Below are 18,924 nucleotides of genomic sequence, written 5' to 3'. Positions count from 1 at the left end.
TTTATTGAAACATTTCTAATTATTATAACTTTAAGCGGCGCCAAAGCTCCCCGAGTATTTCATGCCAAATCCATCGATTTCTCTGAAAACCTTCATTACTAGGGTAAAAATCAAGGGGATTGAACTGATCTTTCTGATAAAAGCCTGTAGGAGCCTCTATTACTTGCAATCCCTCACTCTCAAAGAATTCTTTGGCTCTGGGCATATGCCAAAAGTGAGTGACTAAATAAATCTGATTAATATGTTCTTTTTTTAATATATTTGCTGAAAATTTTGCATTTTCTTGGGTCGTGGCTGATTGATATTCAATCCACTTAGCTGGAGAGCCCAATTCATGTTGAAGTACTTGAGCCATTAATTGAGCTTCAGGAATATCTTTAACACTCACTCGATCAGGTGCTCCACCTGTTACCAATACTGGTAAGTGAGTTACTTTTGCGAGTCTTGATCCTAATCGCAACCTCTCCATAGTGCTCGCACTAACATCTTGATTTTGGTACTGAGGTACATCTATCGCACCTTTTCTTCTACCACCACCCAAAATAACAATGGCTTGAGCTTTCTTATCTGATTCATGAATACTATTAATGTTTCTGATGCCACTGACACTTTTGATATCACTGAAATTTAAGGGCTCAGGCCAATGCATGAAGTGATCAGCCATGTGTGTTAATTGAATAGCCACAAAATTCGTACTGGTTACCCAAATCATGGCCACAGCCAACAGGACAACTGCTTTTTGAGATTTCTTGTAATTGTTAAGACAGATAAATGCTAAAACAATTAAAACAATCCAAATACCTGGCGGCATCAAAAGCTCAGCAATTAGATTCCTTAATGCCCAGGTAATCGACCAGGTGGCCATGATGAATATTTGGTCTTAGTTATAGTTTTGGTTTTAGATTGGTATTAACTTAAGTATTTATTGCTGTCAGTTTTAATTACCGGCCACGATCGACATGACTGCCATCCGTACGGCAATACCGAAGGTTACTTGTTTTAGGATGACGGCTTGCGGGCCATCAGCTACTTCGGAATCAATTTCGACCCCGCGGTTCATGGGGCCTGGGTGCATCACGATGGCATCAGGTTTAGCTAGCTTGAGTCTTTCAGGAGTTAACCCCCATTGCTTATAGAACTCATCACCTTCAGGAACCTGCCCTGCTTCCATACGTTCTTTTTGGATTCTGAGAGTCATCACCACATCAACACCTTTTAGACCTTCTTCGATGTTGTTGTAGATTTTGACGCCCATCATATTGAGATCTTTAGGCAATAAACTCTCTGGACCAATCGCCCGGATCTCTGGGCAACCCAAAGTCGTTAGCGCATGAATATTCGACTTAGCCACACGACTATGAACAATGTCGCCAATGATGGCCACTTTAATCTTGGTGAAGTCTTGCTTGAAGTGAAGCATGGTGTACATATCGAGTAAACCTTGCGTCGGGTGTTGGTTGGTACCATCACCCGCATTAATTACGTGCACATGCGACGGTAAATGAGCCGCTACTTCTACTGCAGCACCCGTTGTTTTATGACGCACCACAAAGATATCTGCTTGCATCGCCACCAAATTATCAATGGTATCTAAAAGTGTTTCACCTTTAGCCGTCGATGAAGTTTGGATATCTAAATTGATAACATCTGCTGATAGACGTTTAGCAGCGATCTCAAAAGTTGTTCTCGTTCTTGTGGAATTTTCGAAGAAGAGATTGAAAACATTTTTTCCGCGAAGAAGAGGTACTTTTTTTACTTCACGATCAGACTCACTAACCGCTACGAACTGCTTGGCTGTATCTAAGATATGAAGGATATGTTCTTTAGATAATCCCTCTAAGGTGAGTAAATGAGTGAGCTCACCTTGTTCATTGAGCTGGAGTTGGCTGGCAGTCTTAGCAGTCTTTGTCATCTTAGGTGGATATTTTAGTCTTTTCTGGCTCTATTTTTTATTATTTTCTTTGGTTTTTTCTTTAACTTTTTCTTTGATTCTTTTTGGTTTTCTGGATTCTTTATTTGGCTTCCGTTGTGAACAGGAATTTGCCATCATCTGCCTGATCTAAAACCAAAATTTGGTCATCAGCCACATTGACCTTGGCGCCTTTGAAAGTCGCATCGACGGGTAACTGTCTTCTATGACGATCAGCCAATACCGCCAAATCCACTTTAGAGGGTCTACCGTAATCAAATAACTCATTAAGGGCTGCTCGAACAGTTCTACCCGTATCCAAGACATCATCAACCAAAATAATGTGAGCCCCCTCCACATCAAATGGGAGCTTAGTGGCCATACCTTCAGCACTATTAAAAGCTTTTACACCTTTGTCAGCGTAATCATCACGGTGGAATGAGACATTAATGACACCATAAGCTAGCAGGTTTAAATCTTTAGCCAAACGTTCAGCTACCCAAGCACCACCGCTAGCCAAACCGGCTAATTGAAAGTTGTCACCCAAACTTTTCTGTTTTTTTAATTGATTGAGCAGAGCTTGATACAAGTCTTCTGCTTGAGGCATATTGGTCGTCATAAAAGAACTCATCGTTTTATCTTTATTTGGTAGATTAGTTTAGATCCGTTACAACCCATTATCTTGCATTGTTAATTTAAGTCTTTTTATTTTTTAAACAAAAGGTCACGCCAACTAACAAAATCAATTCCAGAACGCTCAAAACTTTCGTCGCCCCCATAGATTAATCTCAACTTAGCAGCCTCATCACCAGCAAATTGACCAGATTTTTTGCCTAATTTTACATAGTCGCTAGTTACTGTAGCACCTGATTTAATTTCTATAGTTTGTAATTTCTGAATAATCTGCTCTTCTTTTTTTTCTGTTATTTCATACACAAGATCTGCCTCAACACCATTACTATCTCGCCAAAAATGAATATCAGCGGAGTTACCTTGGTTATAAAAATTTTTCAAATGCTCAATAACAATATATGTCTCAAATAAGGCTCCGCGCATCGGGTGAATGTTTAGCATCTCCTTATCCCTAATACCTAATAGCCAAGCAGCCAACCCTGTATCAACAAAATACAATTTAGGAGACTTAACTAAACGTTTACCAAAATTACGATGATAAGGAGTTAGCAAATAAATTAAATCACTTGTCTCCAAGATAGATAGCCAAGCACTTCCTCTTGAAGCTGAAATGCCAGCCTCACTGGCTAATGCACTTATATTTAACAACTGCCCTGTTCTCGCTGCACATAATTTAATAAATCTTTGAAACACTCCAACATCGTGCACATTAATTAATTGCCTAACATCTCTTTCAATATAGGTCGTCATGTAACTAGCGAACCAATCTTGATGAGATACCGTACTTTCTAAATTATTTTTATGTGTCGTGTAGATAGCAGGATAGCCACCTCTTAAAAGATGTTCATCTAAATTGACACCTTCCTTAAACAAGCTTTTTATCTCAGGCCACTGCAAAGGTAACAAACGACTCATACCAATACGCCCGGCTAAAGACTGACTAATGCCAGCTAATAAACTAAATTGCTGAGACCCTGTTACAACAAATCTTCCAGGTCGTCTATCTTGATCAACCATTCCTTGTAAATAAGAAAATAAGTCTGGCCAACGTTGTGCCTCATCGAAAATAGCACCGTCTTCGAATCTTTTCAAAAATCCCCTAGGGTCCTCAAAAGCAAATGCTCTCTCATCAGGCTCCTCCAAGCTCACATAAGGCTTATCCCCAAATAATTCTCTGACCAACGTAGTTTTGCCTGATTGTCTTGGCCCGGTCACTCCCAAAATTGGGAATGTTTTGGAAAGTCGTAATAAGGTAGGGGTGATATTTCTATAAATCATGAGGATATTTTACCTTAATTTTTATGTAAATACACTTTTTAAAAGTGTATTTACATAAAAATATTAAAAAAATACTTATAAATCAATGTATTTAATAAATTAAACCTCTAAATACTGCTGCAGAATTAGCTGCGCTGCCAATGCATCATTGCCACCATCAACCGATACAGAGGTATAGCGCTCATCCACCCAAACCACTTGTTTTTGAAATCTCCCATTTAACTGATTACCAAAGCGCTTAGCTTTATGGGTCATGTCATGTTCAGCACCATCAGGATGTTTGGGCAAACCTACGATCAATATTTTTGGCTGCCACTCTTGAATGAGTTGCTCAATGGCTTTCCAACGTTCATCCTGATTTTTTTGCTGGATGATGGTGAGTGGCTCAGCTGTTTTGGTGATCGTATTGCCTACAGCCACTCCAATGCGCTTCTCACCATAATCGAACGCCAATAGTGTTTGAGTTGCTGTCATTAAGCGTGCCCAGCCTCACTAGATAAGAAACTAGCATCAATACCTAACAAAGCTAAAACTTTGTCATATTTATCTTCATTTGGGGTTTCAAAAATAATTTGAGCCATCTCATCGGTAGGCGCCTGAATATTCAACCAACCATTGCGGGAAATTTCATCTTCCAACTGGCCAGCACTCCAACCTGCATAACCCAAAGTCATTAAAAATCGTTCAGGACCATTTCCAGAAGCTACCGCTTCTAAGACATCTTTGGATGTGGTCATAGCTAAACCACCAGGAACTTTTAGAGAAGAACTGTAATCTGTTGATGCTTTTTGCTCATGCAATACAAAACCTCGATCGGTTTGTACAGGACCGCCAAAATAAACCGGTTTTTTGGCCAAAGGCTGAATCTCTAGCTGAAGATCAATTTTGTCAAAAACATTGGCCAAATCAACATCAGTCGGTCGATTAATCACCAAACCCATGGCGCCGTTATCGGTATGGTCACATAAATAGACCACTGTGCCAGCAAAAGTGTCATCCACCATGCCTGGCATCGCAATTAAAAATTGATTCGCTAAGTGTTTAGCATCGTCATGTTGAGTCATGCCTAAATTTTATCTGATTAAAGAAAAAAGCTAATTAAGAATTAAGCGATAGAGAGCGGGAAAATTAAGATATATTTTTCTTCAATTATTTTTTTGAAGGAATCAGAAATTTCAGAGAAAAGAACCAAATCAACCCTATATGGCAAATCTGACTCTGAGAACTCTTCAGCCAAAGCCGCCAATTTTTCTTGCCCAACTTCTAAAGAGTCTTTAATGAGCAAATCGAGATCTGAAAACTTCTTAGGCTGTCCGCTAACTCGAGAGCCAAATGCAAAGACTTGCTGGTAAATCAAATTGTTATTCAAGATATTTTGAATAATTGTCCACTCACTCTCGCTAACCAAAAGTTCTTTAGGCTTCAATTACTTTGATCTCTGGGTTAATTTCTCAAAAAGAAATTGTGCTTCTTTTAAAAATTGAGGAATGAATGTCACAACCTTTTCAGCAACTTCTTGGTCATATGTGTGGCTTGTCCTAGCTCTTTGATCTCGATAAACTCGCCAAATGGGCCAATCACCCAATAATAAACCTTGCTCATTAGCTGTTCTAATCAAGGTCTGAAAATCCATCTGATCAACTTCATCCGGATTAGCGCTCGTCATCTCAAGATATCTTTTTAACATCTTATGAGACAACTCATAGGTAAATTCAAAACGCTGGATTAAGCCATCACGTATTTGATCATCCGTTGTGTCAAGCTGAAAACGCAACAAACCACTTTCCAATTTTGATATAGCTTTTTGCAAAGAACTCAAATCAAGAATAGTCATGGCATTTGGATATTTGAATGAATGTTTTATTGTCACATATCTTTGCTTAATCAATACATATTTCCACTAAGGCAAATACCATTTATTAAGATGTTATTGACTATATTACTAGTAATAGCTCTATACAATAGCGTTAAAGGATATTTAACCATATGACAACTCTCTCAGGCTTAGTCTGGCTACGACGTGATTTAAGGCTTCACGATCACCATGCCTTGCGTATGGCACTCAAAACTTGCCAACAAGTCTGGGTAGCTTTTGTTTTTGATACGGACATCCTGTCTCATTTGTTAGAACGCGGTCTTACTAAAGATCGCCGTATTGATTTTATTTGGCAGTCTCTTCAAGAAATCGATACCGAGCTTCGTAGCAAAGGCGGTGGTCTGATTGTTCGCCATGGCAAACCCACTGAGATTATTCCTCGATTAGCCATCGATTTAGGTGTTCATCATGTATTTACGAATAAAGACTATGAACCAGCTGCTATTGAACGCGATAGCCAAGTATCCCTTGCTTTAGAAGAACGTGATATTGGTTTTCATAGTTACAAAGATCATGTCATTTTTGAAAATAAAGAAGTACTCACAGGACAAGGCGGGGTCTTTTCTGTTTTCACGCCCTATAAGAATGCCTGGCTTAAAAAATTAGAGGCTTCCGACCTGGATGCACATGCCGTCGATTTAGACCATGGCAAATTCTCACCTATTCCCAAAGCCTTAGACATCCCTTTCCCGTCACTAGCATCCATGGGGTTCGAGTCCACTGGAATTGAGTCTTATTTACCTGCAGGCATGTCCGGTGCCTCTGAGTTTTTTGAACACTTCTTAGAGCGTATTGACCACTATCACGCAACCCGAGACTTTCCTGCAGTTAAAGGCCCTAGTTACTTATCGGTTCATTCGCGTTTTGGTACGATTTCTATTCGAGCCTTGGTGCGTGAGGCACATACTCGTATGTTAGCCGGCAGTATGGGAGCAACTATTTGGTTATCAGAACTCATCTGGCGTGATTTTTATTTCATGATTTTGAGTAATCACCCACGCTTAGCACCTTTGGCATTAAGTTCAAAAAATAAGTCTTTACTTCATGGCACGATGGGTCATGAATCTTTTAAACCAGATTATGACAAAATCGTTTGGGAAAGTGGCCCTAAAGCACAAAAACTATTTAAAGCTTGGTGCGAAGGAAAAACTGGCTACCCTTTAGTTGATGCAGCGATGCATCAACTCAATCAAAGCGGTTATATGCATAACCGCTTACGTATGGTGGTTGCTAGTTTCTTAGTGAAAGACTTAGGGATTAATTGGCGTTGGGGTGAACAATACTTTGCTGATCATTTAAATGATTTTGATTTCGCAGCTAATAATGGTGGATGGCAATGGGCTTCATCTAGCGGTTGTGATGCCCAACCTTATTTCCGCATCTTCAACCCCATCACTCAATCAGAGAAATTTGATGCGGAAGGTAAATTCATTAAAAAGTATTTGCCTCAATTGGCGAAACTATCCAAGAAAACAATACATGCACCTTGGTTAGCGGGTGATATTGAATTAGATATCGCAGGTATTCGTTTGGGACGAGATTATCCTCATCCAATTATTCAGCACGATGAAGCCAGAAAAAATACTTTGATTCGTTATGCGGTCGTGAAAAAAGAGTAATTCTTTGAATAATTACTGCCACAAAAATTATTTATCTTCTAAATAATTTAAAACGTGGGTAATATTTGACAATTTTCCATCAAGAAATTCTGTTACTTGATCATTTGTAGCTTCAGCGAACTCAATATCAAACACAGCGCTCGCAGGAACAAAATACCCAATAAGCTCTTCACGGCTAGAAATGGCTACTGGCTGATTTCCAATCTTTGCAATTAATTGATGCACATCCGCTAGCTCTGATAAATCAAATGTTAGAGTGGTTAACGCAGTATTCATATCAGCTACTTTTCAAAATTAGACTCTAATTTTATAAACCTACTGGTTTTTGTAATCCTGGTACCTGCATAAATTCGGGCTTTTTACCCAAAGACATCGCCGTTAACTTACCACCCCATACGCAACCCGTATCAAGACCTACCGCATTTTTTTTCTTTAGTAAGCCCAAAGTAGACCAATGACCAAATATCACTTTGGCATCTTGAGTTTTGCGATTAGGCACATTGAACCAGGGCATATAACCGCGTGGCGCATCCCCAGCACCTTCTTTACTCTCAAACTCCATCACACCTTTAGCTGTGCAAAAACGTAAACGCGTAAATGAATTAATAATGACTCTTAGGCGCTCCGTGCCTTTGAGTTTGTCATTCCATTGGTTGGGTGTATTGCCATACATTTCCACTAATGATTTAGCATAATTCTTATGACGCAATACTTTTTCTAGTTCATGGGCCAATTCTAAGGTTTTAGTAATGTCCCATTGCGGCAAGATGCCTGCATGCACAAATAAAGTATTAAAGTTTTTCTGACCGCTATACAAAGTCATTGGGCGATGTCTTAACCAATCAATCAATTCTCTTCGATCAGGTGCTTTTAAGATGTCATCCAAAGTATCCAAAGATTTAGGTCCTCGAATACCTGCATCACGAGCCAATAAATGCAAATCGTGATTACCTAAGACACACTCAGCCTTACCAGCTTCTTGCAAAGCTTTGAGTGTTCGCAATGCACCTAATGAATCCGGTCCGCGATTAACCAAATCACCTACACAAATGATCTTGGCATCTTTAGGTAATTTTTTAATAAGTTGCTTAAGTTGTTGTCCACAACCCTGCACATCCCCAATCGCGAATATCTTATCCATGAGCTCAGTTTAAGACACCATTGCTGCAAAAGATTTTTCTGCGGCTATAAACATAGCATCTAACACCGCATCATCATGCGCCAAAGAAATAAACCCTGCCTCATAAGCAGAAGGCGCTAAATATACGCCGTTATCTAACATTAAGTGGAAGAAGCGCTTGAAAGCTTCAATATCACTGGCAGTCACATCCGCATAAGAAGTAGGAACCGCTTTGGCAAAGTACAGGCCAAACATACCACCCACGCTATCGACGGAGAAGGTCACGCCTGATTGCTTAGCTCTCACTTCTAAACCCGTCACAAATTTCTTTGTGTGGTTGCTTAAGTTTTCGTAAAAACCAGGTCTCGTAATAATGTCTAAATTAGCTAACCCCGCAGCGACTGCCAATGGATTACCAGATAGCGTGCCAGCTTGATAAACATTACCCAATGGCGCTAATTTATTCATAATATCTGTGCGACCACCGAAAGCAGCCATCGGCATACCACCACCCATGACCTTACCTAAGCAAGTTAAATCAGGTTTGATGCCATGTAAGCTTTGTGCACCACCTAAAGCAACTCTAAAACCCGTCATAACTTCGTCATAAATCAACACAGCGCCATCTTGAGTCGTTAAATCTCTCATTGCTTTCACAAACTCGCTACTCGGCTGAATCAAATTCATATTGCCAGCAATGGGCTCTACAATCACGGCTGCAATCTTGCCAGCGTGCTGTTTAAAGGCCAACTGAAGTGCTTCCACATCGTTATAAGGTAGAACCAAGGTGTGCTTTATCAAGTCTTGTGGCACACCACCTGAAGAAGGGGCATTCTGAGTATTGTCAGCGAAGGTCAACATGCCTGAGCCTGCTTTAACCAATAAGCTATCTGCATGACCGTGATAACAACCTTCAAATTTCACAATCAAGTCACGCCCTGTAAAACCACGTGCTAAACGCAAAGCGCTCATGGTCGCTTCCGTACCACTTGATACCAAACGAATCTGTTCAATGCTAGGCACTAACTGACAAATCCGCTCAGCCATTACTACTTCGCCTTCTGTTGGCGCACCAAAACTGAAGCTATGAGCAGCAGCTTCTTGCACCGCTTTCACAACTTCAGGGTGTGCATGCCCCACAATCATCGGCCCCCAAGAACCAATACAGTCGATATAACGTTTACCATCAGCATCCCAAAAATAAGCCCCTTGCGCGCGTGTTACAAAACGAGGTACACCCCCAACTTGGCGAAATGCACGCACAGGAGAGTTCACACCACCCGGTGTGGTTTTTTGGGCTCTTAGGAATAGTTCTTCGTTTTTACTCATTTCAATAACTTTATCGGAATCTCTAAAAATACGGTTTCAAAAACTTCAAAGCCACCCGAAGGTGGCTTGTTATGTTTTGATGACTTAGATGACAGTCATCTCAAAATCTTCTTTACGCGCACCACACTCTGGACAAGTCCAGTTCATCGGTACATCTTTCCACAATGTACCTGGGGCAATACCTTCCTCAGGCAAACCAGCCTCTTCTTCGTAGACCCAGCCACAAATCAAACACATATAAGTTTTAAATTCCATGATCTCTTTCCTATTTTCCCTATATTCTACTAGGGCTCAAGAAATAAGAAGAATTTTTAGATAGTAACTCTTTGAGATAGTTTGAGTTAAGTCAAGCGCGGTAACCAATACTCGCCGATAGACACTAAATTCGATGGCAAATATCGATCCACAAAAGTCATTAAGGTAATAGCGCCAATCATCATGCCACCCAGCATTTTTGTTTGTCGGTGCAGCACATCTGAAATCTTTTTATCTAATCTAGCCTCCAAGCAAGCAATATCCAACTTAGTTACATAGTCAGATGAATCATGACAATTCCTCAAGCCATCAGAAATAGCTTTTGCTTGGGCCTCAGGCATACCTTTATCTTGTAGCGTCTTGAGGAATGTGTATGTATCAAAATTTGTCATTGAATTCTCACGCAGTTATTTACAAATTTTATAAATAATTGCCAGTCAAATCAAATCGATAAAAATGATTACTTATATCCTTACACTAAACAATGCCATCAAGCCTTCTATTCTGGCTTTCTCATATCAAATCTAAATAAACGGCACTCCAAGGGGCCGTTATATAGAGGTGTGCGTTTAGATTCTTTCATGCGCAACTGCCCAGGCAAACCCATATCAGCGGTTAATACATCAACTTGCCAACCACCAAAGTTATCTTTGAGGTGTTTACCAAACTGATTTAAAAACTCCATGAACTCTGGAGAGTTATTGTTCTTTGGCAATGCATCTCTAGCGCCGCGTCCCTTGATCTCTAAACGCTCACCATAAGGCGGGTTAAATAACATCACGCCCGGTTCAGCAAATGGTGATTTAGCTACTAAGGCATCAATTTGTCGCACATTGGATAACACACCCGATTGAGCGGGCAAACCAGCACGCTTCCAATTATTTTTAACAATGGTGATCATGTTCTCATTAATGTCACATGCAGCCATTTTGAGTTTATTGGCATTAGCCAATCCAGCTTCAATATTTTTCTTAGCCACATCACATAAACCTTGCCATTGCTTTTTAAGGTCTGGCGTATTAAACGGTTTGAGTCGTTGAAAACCAAATCCCTGATCCGCTCCGACTAAATCAACACGTGTTGGACGATAGCGCATAAATTTGGTTTGCGGATTGCTAACCTCAGATTTCTCCGCTTTAGGAGAAGCCTCTACTGCCTTTTCAGGAGTAGCATTTAATAAGCCTGCACGAATAGATCCTGATGGAATACCTAAACCACGATAAGCAGCTTCAATTAAAAAAGTACCACTACCGCACATAGGATCGAACAATGGTCGCTCAGGCGTCCAACCCGTTAAAGCCAAAATACCAGCCGCTAAATTTTCTTTTAGTGGTGCAGCACCTTTATCGTCACGCCAACCCCGTTTAAATAGTGATTGGCCACTAGTATCCAAGTAAACCGTTGCATGCGTCGCTGTCAAATGCGCTTGCACACGCACATCGGGCAACTCCGTATCAATACTTGGGCGTGCACCTTTAACTTCTCTTAATCGATCACAAACCGCATCTTTAATTCTGAGGGTTACGAAATTTAAACTAGTCAGAGGTGAGCGATGTGCCGTTAAATCTACACGCATGGTTTGATCAGGTGTAATCCAATCTTCCCAAGATAAAGAACGTACAGCTTTATAAACATCATCTTCTTTGCGATAAGTGACATGCGTCATTTGCAGCAAGCAACGACTAGCAATACGAGAATGTAAGTTAATCGCTAAAGCAACCGCCATTGGCCCCGCCACACCTAAACCACCGGTATTGTTTAAAGGCGGAGGATCAATCACCCAAGCACCCAAAGCTTTTACTTCAGGTCGTTCAGCAATTTCTTTTAACTCATCAGCTAAAGGAATTTCTAGTCCACGTGGACAAACAATAAAAAATTTCATCGTAAAACCTCTTAAAGGTAACTGGTTAGAAAGGTTTTACAACCACAAGAATACTAATGATCAAAAAGATCACCACTGGTAATTCGTTAAACCAACGAAACCAAATATGTGAGCGTTTATTTTGACCAGCTTTAAATTTTTTCAATATCGAACCACAAGCATGGTGATAACCTAACAATACAAATACCAATGCTAGCTTGTTATGCATCCACAATGAATTAGGGCCTTGACCAATACCGTAGTACAACCAAAGTATTAAACCTAAGATGAGTGCCGGCACCATCAAAATCGTCATAAAACGGTATAAACGATGAGCCATCCCCAGAAGGCGTTCTAAAGCTTGGGGGTTAGTCTCTTGAGCGAGATTAACAAAGATGCGCGGCAAATAGAATAAACCCGCAAACCAGGAAGCCACAAACAAAATATGTAAGGCTTTCACATAAAGGTAACTATTACCCAAATTTAAACTTAATGTTTCACTCATCTCAACCATCCCTTTAGGTTTGAATGGAACTGTATTTTTAGATCCATGCTCCTCATCATTCATGCTGAATGATGAGGCTATTACTTATTGCCAACATTAACTGCTAATTAAGTCCTAACTTCGCCCTGACCAAACACGATGTATTTCATAGAAGTTAAACCCTCTAAGCCCACAGGGCCACGAGCGTGCAACTTATCATTTGAAATACCAATTTCAGCGCCTAAGCCATACTCAAAACCATCGGCAAAGCGAGAGCTAGCATTGATCATCACACTCGCGCTATCCACTTCTCTTAAGAAACGCATACCAGCTGAATAGTCTTCAGTAATGATGCAATCTGTATGGTGGCTACCATAGTGATTGATATGTTCCATGGCTTCATCCATATCTTTCACTAACTTAATAGACAAAATAGGAGCCAAATACTCTGTGGACCAATCTTCTTCTGTAGCATCAACTAAATTTTTAATACCTGCCGCTTCCAAAGCTTGTTTCGTTTTTTTGCAAACTCGCAACTCCACGCCTTTGTGTTGATAAATTTTGCACAAAGGTAATAAAGAATCTTTAACCGCTGCTTCGTGTACCAACAAAGTTTCCATGGTGTTACATGGGGCGTAGCGCTGTGTCTTGGCGTTATCACAAACCTTAATAGCTTTAGCAGAATCAGCCAACACATCGATATAGGTGTGACAAATACCATCCAAGTGTTTAATCATTGGCACGCGAGCTTCAGCCATTAAACGCTCAATTAAGCTCTTGCCACCACGAGGTACGATCACATCGATGTATTCGTTCATGGTGATCATAGCACCCACGGCTGCGCGATCAGTCGTCTCAACAACCTGCACGGCTTCCGCAGGCAAACCAGCAGCTGCCAAACTTTCTTGAATCAATTTAGCCAAAGCAGTGTTCGAGTCAATTGCCTCAGAACCACCACGCAAAATCGTGGCATTACCTGACTTTAAACAAAGTGCAGCTGCATCAATCGTCACATTAGGACGAGATTCATAGATGATGCCAATGACACCCAATGGCACACGCATTTGCCCCACACGAATACCTGATGGCATCGTTCTAATATTGGTCATTTCACCAATAGGATCAGCAAGCTTAGCAATTTGCTCTAAACCTTCTGCCATAGTGGCAATGGTTTTATCCGTTAGCGTTAAACGATCAATAAAAGCGGCATCTTGGCCATTCGCTTTAGCGCGTTCCACATCTTTGGCATTAGTAACTTTTAAGCTTTCAGCGTTTTTTCTAACTAAATCAGCCAAATGAAGTAAAGCCTGATTTTTGGCAGCGGTGTTGGCACGAGCCATCGCACGAGAAGCATTCCTCGCTTTTTGCCCAATTGCCTTCATCAAGGCAACGGCATCCGTATTGGTGGTGTTTTGATTACTCATAGGCCTTACTTTAAAGGAAATATCACTTTTTATTAAATCACTGATTAAGCTGCCACCAACTCTTGAAATACTCTCACTCTCGGCGCTATCTTTTTAGCCAGTGTTCGTTGCGCAATTCGAATATCGTACTCAGACTGTAAGTTGATCCAAAACCTTGGATCCATTCCAAAAAACAAACCTAAACGCAATGCTGTATCTGCCGTAATCGGGCGATGTCCGTGCACAATTTCACTAATGCGGCTAGGGGGCACATCAATATCAGCCGCTAATTGACGAGCCGTAATCTCCATAGGCCTCATAAAATCCTCTAATAAGATTTCGCCTGGATGAATTTCATCTAATAATTTGGTCATACTACCCCTCTCACACCTTTAGTGGTAATCCACTATCTCAACCTGATAAACACCATCTAGTTTCCAAATAAAACAAATGCGCCATTGATCATTAATACGAATACTATGCTGACCTTTACGGTCTTTCTTTAATGGCTCCAAATGATTACCTGGAGGAATTTTTAAATCTTCCAATCTTGTTGCTGCATGTAATTGCAATAACTTTCGCCTAGCCACCCTCTCGATATTTTTAAAACGCGCTACAGATTTACTCAAAAAAAGAGCTTGCGTATCAGAACATAAGAAAGAATGGATCATGAGATATATTATTCCGGATAACAGATTCTGTCAAACAGAATTTAAAGTTGTTTAAACGAACAACCGTCCCAACATCCTAAGACCATCCCAAGGGTCGCCTGGTAGTTTTTCAAGGATAGGCCCAGATCCCTTCTGAATCTGTAAACCCTTCGATTGTTTATCCAAGCCACTAACCACCATTAAAGCTTTGGTTAAACGGTCGGCACTTAATCGCTGCAATGCTTGTGGAATGAGTTTTTCTTTATTGCCCCAAATACGGTTGACTTTCATAAGCATCTGCAAGTTATCCCCACGGTCGACTGCCTGGCGTAAACGATTTAATAGACGCACCTCTTCGGTAACAGTCCATAAAATCAACACCAAAGCTTCACCCTCACCTTGCAAGCCATCAACCATACGATTAAATCTTGCTAAATCACCCGCTAATAAAGATTCGGTTAATTGGAATACATCGTAACGCGCCACATTTAAAACCGCATCTCGAATATTCTCTTCCGTGAGATCACCTTCTGGATATAGAAGGCCTAGCTTTTGTATCTCTTGATGAGCCGCAATCAAATTACCCTCTACCTGATTGGCCATGAACTGCAAAGCACGCTGACCAGGCTCACCAGCTTCAACCTGTTGTTTTTGTCTTTTTAGACGCTGCGCAATCCAACCTGGCAAATAACCACGCTCAATTGGATCAATACGTACTGCCGTACCCGCTTCATCCAAAGCTGTAAACCAAGCTGATTTTTGCGTCTGAAAATCTACCCTCGGTAAAAATAAACAAGTCACTGTATCAACAGGCTCTTTTGCTTTTTTTTGAGCAGCTACCTGAGAACAAAATTGTTTAATCGCATCAGCACCGTCACGCCCAGGTTTACCTGTTGGTATACGCAACTCCACATAACGCTTATCGCCAAACAAGGACATCGTTTGACCAGCATTCATGAGTGCTGACCAATCAAAACCTTTTTCATACACCATGACTTCACGCTCAGTATGACCATGAGCTACCACCATGGCGCGCAATTGATCTTGCAATTCCATCACCAACAAAGGTTCATCACCCGTTAAAACATAAAGGGGTTCTGGGCCATTTTTCTTAGCCTGCGCTAAATGCGCTTCAAAAGCATCTGCTTTTAGCATCTTACTTCGCTGGTGGTGTTGGGTTTGCTACTGGAGGGATGATTGAAGACCCTGAGGACGATTCGGCAGGAAGCTTCTTAATAGAAGCTAAGCGACGCATTAACTGAACAACGATATCCGTACGCATATTCGCCACATAATCGTTCACTTGCTGATCAAAGGCTTGAATATTTGATTGGTTAAATTCGAGATCGCGCATTTGATAGATATCAGACTCAGGCATGATTTCAATACCTGTAACCGGATCAAAAGTTCTAAAAACAATTCTAGAGATAATGCGATAAGAGGTAATTTGACCAGCCGTGTTGTAAGCAAGCACTTGTTTCGCATTTTGCTCACTCATGATCTCTAAAACAAGATCAGACTCTTTAGCTGCTTCAACCACCTGAATATCATTAACATTAAGCACCATCACCATCATGTTTTTGAGTTCAGGGGTCAAGGTACCGCTAATCAAAATCTTTTTATACGGCAGCTCGATTTTGCCGCGAATACGCCAACCGCAAGCGCCCAAACTAGCACTTAAGCCAAAAGCTACTGACAACATAGCCAAACCACCCAACCAATGACGCCTGGTCATTGATGTCGCTGGCAACTGGTTGTTTGAATGTTGAGTCATAAGAGCTTTAAATATGATTTTTATTACTGTAAGCGATTTAGCCTATTTTGATCCAATTAAGCCACAATATTTACCAAACGGCCTGGCACCACGATAATTTTCTTAGGTGCAGCACCATTTAAGGCTTTAACAGCGGCATCACTTGCCACAGCCAAAGATTCAATCGTTGCTTTATCGGCATCAGCAGGCACAACCACTTGGCCACGTAACTTACCGTTCACCTGAACCATCAGGGTAATTTCATTTTGAACCAGAGCAGACTCATCCACTTCTGGCCATGGAGCATCTAACAACTCGCCAAACTGCGCCACGTAGCCAGCCGACTGCCACAAAGTAAACGTAATATGTGGCACCACCGGGTAAAGAACCCGCAACAAAATACCAAAAGTTTCACGGCGCACTTCAGGACTAACTGTTTTTGCCTGTTCTACTGCATTTAACATCTTCATTGCTGCAGAAACAACCGTGTTGTACTGTTTGCGTTGATAGTCAAAGTTGGCTTGCTTTAATACACCATGTAACTCTAAACGTAGCGCTTGATCTGCTTCAGACAATTGTGTTGGCAAAGTATGTGCCGCCTGCCCAACCTCTTGCGCATGCGTTGCACCAAATACCCAAAGACGACGCAAGAAACGTGAAGCACCTTCTACGCCAGAACTAGACCACTCTAATTGCTGCTCTGGAGGCGCGGCAAACATCGTAAACAAACGAGCGGTATCAGCACCGTATTGATCAATCAATGATTGAGGGTCAATACCGTTGTTTTTACTCTTAGCCATTTTCTCCACGCCACCAATCTCAACTTTGGCGCCCGTGGTTTTGTGTTTGGCTGATAGAGGACGACCTTTATCATCTGTTTCCACCACAACATCATCAGGATTAACCCAAGTCTTACGACCATTAGGTTCATCGATGTAATAGGTGTCATTCAAGACCATACCTTGCGTGAGCAAGTTACTAAATGGCTCATCAAACTTCACCAAACCTAAATCACGCATCACCTTGGTCCAGAAGCGCGCATATAACAAGTGAAGAATCGCGTGCTCAATACCACCGATGTACTGATCCATTGGCATCCAGTAATCATTACGCGTATCGACCATGCTATTTGCATCAGGGCCTGTATAGCGCATGAAATACCAACTGGAATCCACAAAAGTATCCATAGTGTCTGTTTCACGGCGAGCAGGTTTGCCACACTTAGGGCATGTGCATACCAAGAAATCTTCGCGCTTATTTAGTGGATTACCTGAGCCATCTGGTACACAATCTTCTGGCAACACTACTGGCAAATCTTTTTCAGGAACAGGCACTTCACCACAGCTAGCGCAATGAATGATCGGAATCGGTGTCCCCCAGTAACGTTGACGAGAAACGCCCCAGTCACGTAAACGATAGGTTGTTTTCTTCTCACCTAAGGATTTAGCCGCGATATCGGTAGCAACTGCATCAACCGCTTGCGCGTGAGACAAACCATCATATTTGCCGCTATGAACGGCCACTACTTTTTCTTTATCGGCATACCACTCTTGCCACTTGGTCGCATCAAATGTTTCACCAACAATGCTCATCACTTGTTTAATCGTGATGTTGTATTTCAAGGCAAAAGCAAAGTCGCGCTCATCATGCGCCGGCACACCCATCACAGCGCCATCGCCATAAGTCATCAATACATAGTTACCCACCCACACTTCAACAGCTTCACCAGTCAAAGGATGAGTCACTTTTAACCCAGTTGGCATGCCCTCTTTTTCTTGAGTCGCCAAATCTGCCTCAATCACACTACCTTGCTTACATTTCTCAATGAAAGCCGCCAAAGCAGGATTGGTCTTAGCCGCGTGAGAAGCTAATGGATGCTCAGCAGCAACCGCGCAGAATGTAACCCCCATGATGGTGTCAGCACGTGTTGTGAACACATACATCTTGCCATCTTGAATCAAACTGCCAGTATCGTCTTTAATGTCATGTGTAAAAGCAAAGCGCACGCCAAAACTCTTACCAATCCAGTTTTGCTGCATGAGCTTCACACGCTCAGGCCAACCTAAACCTTCTAAACCACTTAATAACTCTTCAGCATAAGCTGTGATGTTCAAGTAGTAGCCAGGGATTTCACGCTTTTCCACCAAAGCGCCTGAACGCCAACCGCGTCCATCAATTACTTGTTCATTAGCTAATACTGTTTGATCGATGGGATCCCAGTTCACTACCTGAGTTTTACGATAAGCAATACCCTTTTCCAACATCTTTAAAAAGAGCCATTGGTTCCAACGGTAGTAATCAGGTTTGCAAGTAGCAACTTCACGAGACCAATCAATCGCTAGACCCATCGCATCCATCTGCTTTTTCATATAAGCGATGTTGTCGTAAGTCCAAGCAGCCGGCGGAACATTGTTATTCAACGCAGCATTTTCAGCGGGCATACCAAACGCATCCCAACCCATCGGCATCAATACGTTATAGCCTTGCATACGCAACTGACGTGTCATCACATCATTGATGGTGTAGTTGCGTACATGACCCATATGTAACTTACCGGATGGGTAAGGCAACATGGAACATGCATAGTATTTTTTCTTTAACTGCCCCTTCTGATCTTTAGCATGTTCATGAACACGATAAACATCACCTGCCTTCCACTGCGCATTCGCAGCAGACTCAATGGCACGGTGATCATATTCTTTACTTGGGGCTGTAACTTCTGAACTCAAAACAAATACCTTTAATTCTTAAATA

At 41.4% G+C, this 18,924-nt stretch carries 22 protein-coding genes; 1 reads left to right on the top strand and 21 read right to left on the bottom strand.

Annotation, left to right across the window (positions count from 1 at the left end):
* Window positions 1-22: 22 nt before the first annotated feature.
* From ICV01_RS01565 to ICV01_RS01530, 8 genes are all read right to left on the bottom strand, one after another.
* Entirely contained in the window at window positions 23-865 is an 843-nt protein-coding gene (locus tag ICV01_RS01565; RefSeq protein ID WP_215287943.1) for a YdcF family protein, read from the bottom strand.
* A gap of 72 nt (window positions 866-937) precedes the next feature.
* Window positions 938-1,912: an aspartate carbamoyltransferase catalytic subunit gene (locus tag ICV01_RS01560; RefSeq protein ID WP_215287941.1), complete on the bottom strand. Its 975-nt coding sequence runs from the start codon at window positions 1,910-1,912 to the stop codon at window positions 938-940.
* 100 nt (window positions 1,913-2,012) lie between these two features.
* The gene (gene pyrR / locus ICV01_RS01555; protein ID WP_251369367.1) at window positions 2,013-2,540 is read right to left on the bottom strand and encodes a bifunctional pyr operon transcriptional regulator/uracil phosphoribosyltransferase PyrR; all 528 of its coding nucleotides are present in this window, start codon (window positions 2,538-2,540) and stop codon (window positions 2,013-2,015) included.
* Window positions 2,541-2,614: 74 nt separating this feature from the next.
* Window positions 2,615-3,820 (bottom strand): ATP-binding protein, encoded by a 1,206-nt coding sequence (locus tag ICV01_RS01550; RefSeq protein ID WP_215287939.1) that lies wholly within the window; start codon window positions 3,818-3,820, stop codon window positions 2,615-2,617.
* Between the two features lie 99 nt (window positions 3,821-3,919).
* Complete coding sequence (gene ruvX / locus ICV01_RS01545) at window positions 3,920-4,294, bottom strand: Holliday junction resolvase RuvX (protein ID WP_215287938.1); 375 nt, start codon at window positions 4,292-4,294, stop codon at window positions 3,920-3,922.
* Window positions 4,294-4,884, bottom strand: coding sequence for a YqgE/AlgH family protein (locus tag ICV01_RS01540; RefSeq protein ID WP_215287929.1), 591 nt, complete (start codon window positions 4,882-4,884; stop codon window positions 4,294-4,296). Before ICV01_RS01540 ends, ruvX begins: the two co-directional genes overlap by 1 nt.
* 41 nt (window positions 4,885-4,925) lie before the next feature.
* A complete protein-coding gene (locus ICV01_RS01535) occupies window positions 4,926-5,246 on the bottom strand; it encodes a nucleotidyltransferase family protein (RefSeq protein ID WP_215287927.1) in 321 nt (106 codons plus the stop codon).
* Window positions 5,247-5,690, bottom strand: coding sequence for a nucleotidyltransferase substrate binding protein (locus ICV01_RS01530; protein ID WP_251369366.1), 444 nt, complete (start codon window positions 5,688-5,690; stop codon window positions 5,247-5,249). It abuts the gene before it with no gap.
* Between the two features lie 116 nt (window positions 5,691-5,806).
* On the opposite strand from ICV01_RS01530, the gene ICV01_RS01525 reads away from it, so the two are divergent.
* A complete protein-coding gene (locus ICV01_RS01525; RefSeq protein WP_215287925.1) occupies window positions 5,807-7,315 on the top strand; it encodes a deoxyribodipyrimidine photo-lyase in 1,509 nt (502 codons plus the stop codon).
* Window positions 7,316-7,342: 27 nt separating this feature from the next.
* Here ICV01_RS01525 and ICV01_RS01520 read toward each other — a convergent pair whose 3' ends face one another.
* The 13 genes from ICV01_RS01520 to leuS form a co-directional block, all read right to left on the bottom strand.
* Window positions 7,343-7,591 (bottom strand): hypothetical protein, encoded by a 249-nt coding sequence (locus ICV01_RS01520; protein ID WP_215287923.1) that lies wholly within the window; start codon window positions 7,589-7,591, stop codon window positions 7,343-7,345.
* Window positions 7,592-7,622: 31 nt separating this feature from the next.
* On the bottom strand, window positions 7,623-8,456 hold the full coding sequence (locus ICV01_RS01515) for a symmetrical bis(5'-nucleosyl)-tetraphosphatase (protein WP_215287921.1): 834 nt from the start codon (window positions 8,454-8,456) through the stop codon (window positions 7,623-7,625).
* 9 nt (window positions 8,457-8,465) lie between these two features.
* Window positions 8,466-9,764, bottom strand: coding sequence for a glutamate-1-semialdehyde 2,1-aminomutase (hemL, locus tag ICV01_RS01510; protein ID WP_215287919.1), 1,299 nt, complete (start codon window positions 9,762-9,764; stop codon window positions 8,466-8,468).
* A gap of 84 nt (window positions 9,765-9,848) precedes the next feature.
* Window positions 9,849-10,019, bottom strand: a complete 171-nt coding sequence (locus tag ICV01_RS01505) for a rubredoxin (protein WP_215287917.1) — start codon at window positions 10,017-10,019, stop codon at window positions 9,849-9,851.
* Window positions 10,020-10,105: 86 nt separating this feature from the next.
* Window positions 10,106-10,411 (bottom strand): CCDC90 family protein, encoded by a 306-nt coding sequence (locus tag ICV01_RS01500; RefSeq protein WP_215287915.1) that lies wholly within the window; start codon window positions 10,409-10,411, stop codon window positions 10,106-10,108.
* Between the two features lie 107 nt (window positions 10,412-10,518).
* On the bottom strand, window positions 10,519-11,901 hold the full coding sequence (locus tag ICV01_RS01495; protein ID WP_215287914.1) for a class I SAM-dependent RNA methyltransferase: 1,383 nt from the start codon (window positions 11,899-11,901) through the stop codon (window positions 10,519-10,521).
* 25 nt (window positions 11,902-11,926) lie between these two features.
* Window positions 11,927-12,385 (bottom strand): CopD family protein, encoded by a 459-nt coding sequence (locus ICV01_RS01490; protein ID WP_215289079.1) that lies wholly within the window; start codon window positions 12,383-12,385, stop codon window positions 11,927-11,929.
* Between the two features lie 107 nt (window positions 12,386-12,492).
* Entirely contained in the window at window positions 12,493-13,788 is a 1,296-nt protein-coding gene (locus tag ICV01_RS01485) for a glutamate-5-semialdehyde dehydrogenase (RefSeq protein WP_251369365.1), read from the bottom strand.
* Between the two features lie 44 nt (window positions 13,789-13,832).
* Complete coding sequence (locus ICV01_RS01480) at window positions 13,833-14,141, bottom strand: HigA family addiction module antitoxin (protein WP_215287913.1); 309 nt, start codon at window positions 14,139-14,141, stop codon at window positions 13,833-13,835.
* Window positions 14,142-14,159: 18 nt separating this feature from the next.
* Entirely contained in the window at window positions 14,160-14,438 is a 279-nt protein-coding gene (locus ICV01_RS01475) for a type II toxin-antitoxin system RelE/ParE family toxin (RefSeq protein WP_215287912.1), read from the bottom strand.
* 51 nt (window positions 14,439-14,489) lie between these two features.
* Window positions 14,490-15,572: a DNA polymerase III subunit delta gene (gene holA, locus ICV01_RS01470; RefSeq protein ID WP_215287905.1), complete on the bottom strand. Its 1,083-nt coding sequence runs from the start codon at window positions 15,570-15,572 to the stop codon at window positions 14,490-14,492.
* A gap of 1 nt (window position 15,573) precedes the next feature.
* On the bottom strand, window positions 15,574-16,191 hold the full coding sequence (gene lptE / locus ICV01_RS01465) for an LPS assembly lipoprotein LptE (RefSeq protein ID WP_215287904.1): 618 nt from the start codon (window positions 16,189-16,191) through the stop codon (window positions 15,574-15,576).
* Window positions 16,192-16,247: 56 nt separating this feature from the next.
* Window positions 16,248-18,851 carry a leucine--tRNA ligase gene (gene leuS, locus ICV01_RS01460; protein ID WP_215289075.1) on the bottom strand — a complete coding sequence of 868 codons (2,604 nt, stop codon included), beginning with the start codon at window positions 18,849-18,851 and terminating at the stop codon, window positions 16,248-16,250.
* Window positions 18,852-18,924 lie beyond the last annotated feature (73 nt).

The sequence above is a fragment of the Polynucleobacter sp. MWH-Spelu-300-X4 genome (assembly GCF_018687515.1).
In the GTDB taxonomy this organism is placed as follows: domain Bacteria; phylum Pseudomonadota; class Gammaproteobacteria; order Burkholderiales; family Burkholderiaceae; genus Polynucleobacter.
This window is presented reverse-complemented; position numbering and strand designations above follow the sequence as displayed.

Excerpts from the sequence above, each read along its gene's own strand:
- ICV01_RS01505 (WP_215287917.1), bottom strand. The coding sequence starts at position 10,019 with ATGGAATTTAAAACTTATATGTGTTTGATTTGTGGCTGGGTCTACGAA.
- ICV01_RS01480 (WP_215287913.1), bottom strand. The coding sequence starts at position 14,141 with ATGACCAAATTATTAGATGAAATTCATCCAGGCGAAATCTTATTAGAG.
- pyrR (WP_251369367.1), bottom strand. The coding sequence starts at position 2,540 with ATGAGTTCTTTTATGACGACCAATATGCCTCAAGCAGAAGACTTGTAT.
- ruvX (WP_215287938.1), bottom strand. The coding sequence starts at position 4,294 with ATGACAGCAACTCAAACACTATTGGCGTTCGATTATGGTGAGAAGCGC.
- lptE (WP_215287904.1), bottom strand. The coding sequence starts at position 16,191 with ATGACTCAACATTCAAACAACCAGTTGCCAGCGACATCAATGACCAGG.
- ICV01_RS01525 (WP_215287925.1), top strand. The coding sequence starts at position 5,807 with ATGACAACTCTCTCAGGCTTAGTCTGGCTACGACGTGATTTAAGGCTT.
- ICV01_RS01520 (WP_215287923.1), bottom strand. The coding sequence starts at position 7,591 with ATGAATACTGCGTTAACCACTCTAACATTTGATTTATCAGAGCTAGCG.
- hemL (WP_215287919.1), bottom strand. The coding sequence starts at position 9,764 with ATGAGTAAAAACGAAGAACTATTCCTAAGAGCCCAAAAAACCACACCG.
- holA (WP_215287905.1), bottom strand. The coding sequence starts at position 15,572 with ATGCTAAAAGCAGATGCTTTTGAAGCGCATTTAGCGCAGGCTAAGAAA.
- ICV01_RS01540 (WP_215287929.1), bottom strand. The coding sequence starts at position 4,884 with ATGACTCAACATGACGATGCTAAACACTTAGCGAATCAATTTTTAATT.
- ICV01_RS01495 (WP_215287914.1), bottom strand. The coding sequence starts at position 11,901 with ATGAAATTTTTTATTGTTTGTCCACGTGGACTAGAAATTCCTTTAGCT.
- ICV01_RS01490 (WP_215289079.1), bottom strand. The coding sequence starts at position 12,385 with ATGAGTGAAACATTAAGTTTAAATTTGGGTAATAGTTACCTTTATGTG.
- ICV01_RS01515 (WP_215287921.1), bottom strand. The coding sequence starts at position 8,456 with ATGGATAAGATATTCGCGATTGGGGATGTGCAGGGTTGTGGACAACAA.
- ICV01_RS01560 (WP_215287941.1), bottom strand. The coding sequence starts at position 1,912 with ATGACAAAGACTGCTAAGACTGCCAGCCAACTCCAGCTCAATGAACAA.
- ICV01_RS01485 (WP_251369365.1), bottom strand. The coding sequence starts at position 13,788 with ATGAGTAATCAAAACACCACCAATACGGATGCCGTTGCCTTGATGAAG.
- ICV01_RS01475 (WP_215287912.1), bottom strand. The coding sequence starts at position 14,438 with ATGATCCATTCTTTCTTATGTTCTGATACGCAAGCTCTTTTTTTGAGT.
- ICV01_RS01500 (WP_215287915.1), bottom strand. The coding sequence starts at position 10,411 with ATGACAAATTTTGATACATACACATTCCTCAAGACGCTACAAGATAAA.
- ICV01_RS01550 (WP_215287939.1), bottom strand. The coding sequence starts at position 3,820 with ATGATTTATAGAAATATCACCCCTACCTTATTACGACTTTCCAAAACA.
- ICV01_RS01565 (WP_215287943.1), bottom strand. The coding sequence starts at position 865 with ATGGCCACCTGGTCGATTACCTGGGCATTAAGGAATCTAATTGCTGAG.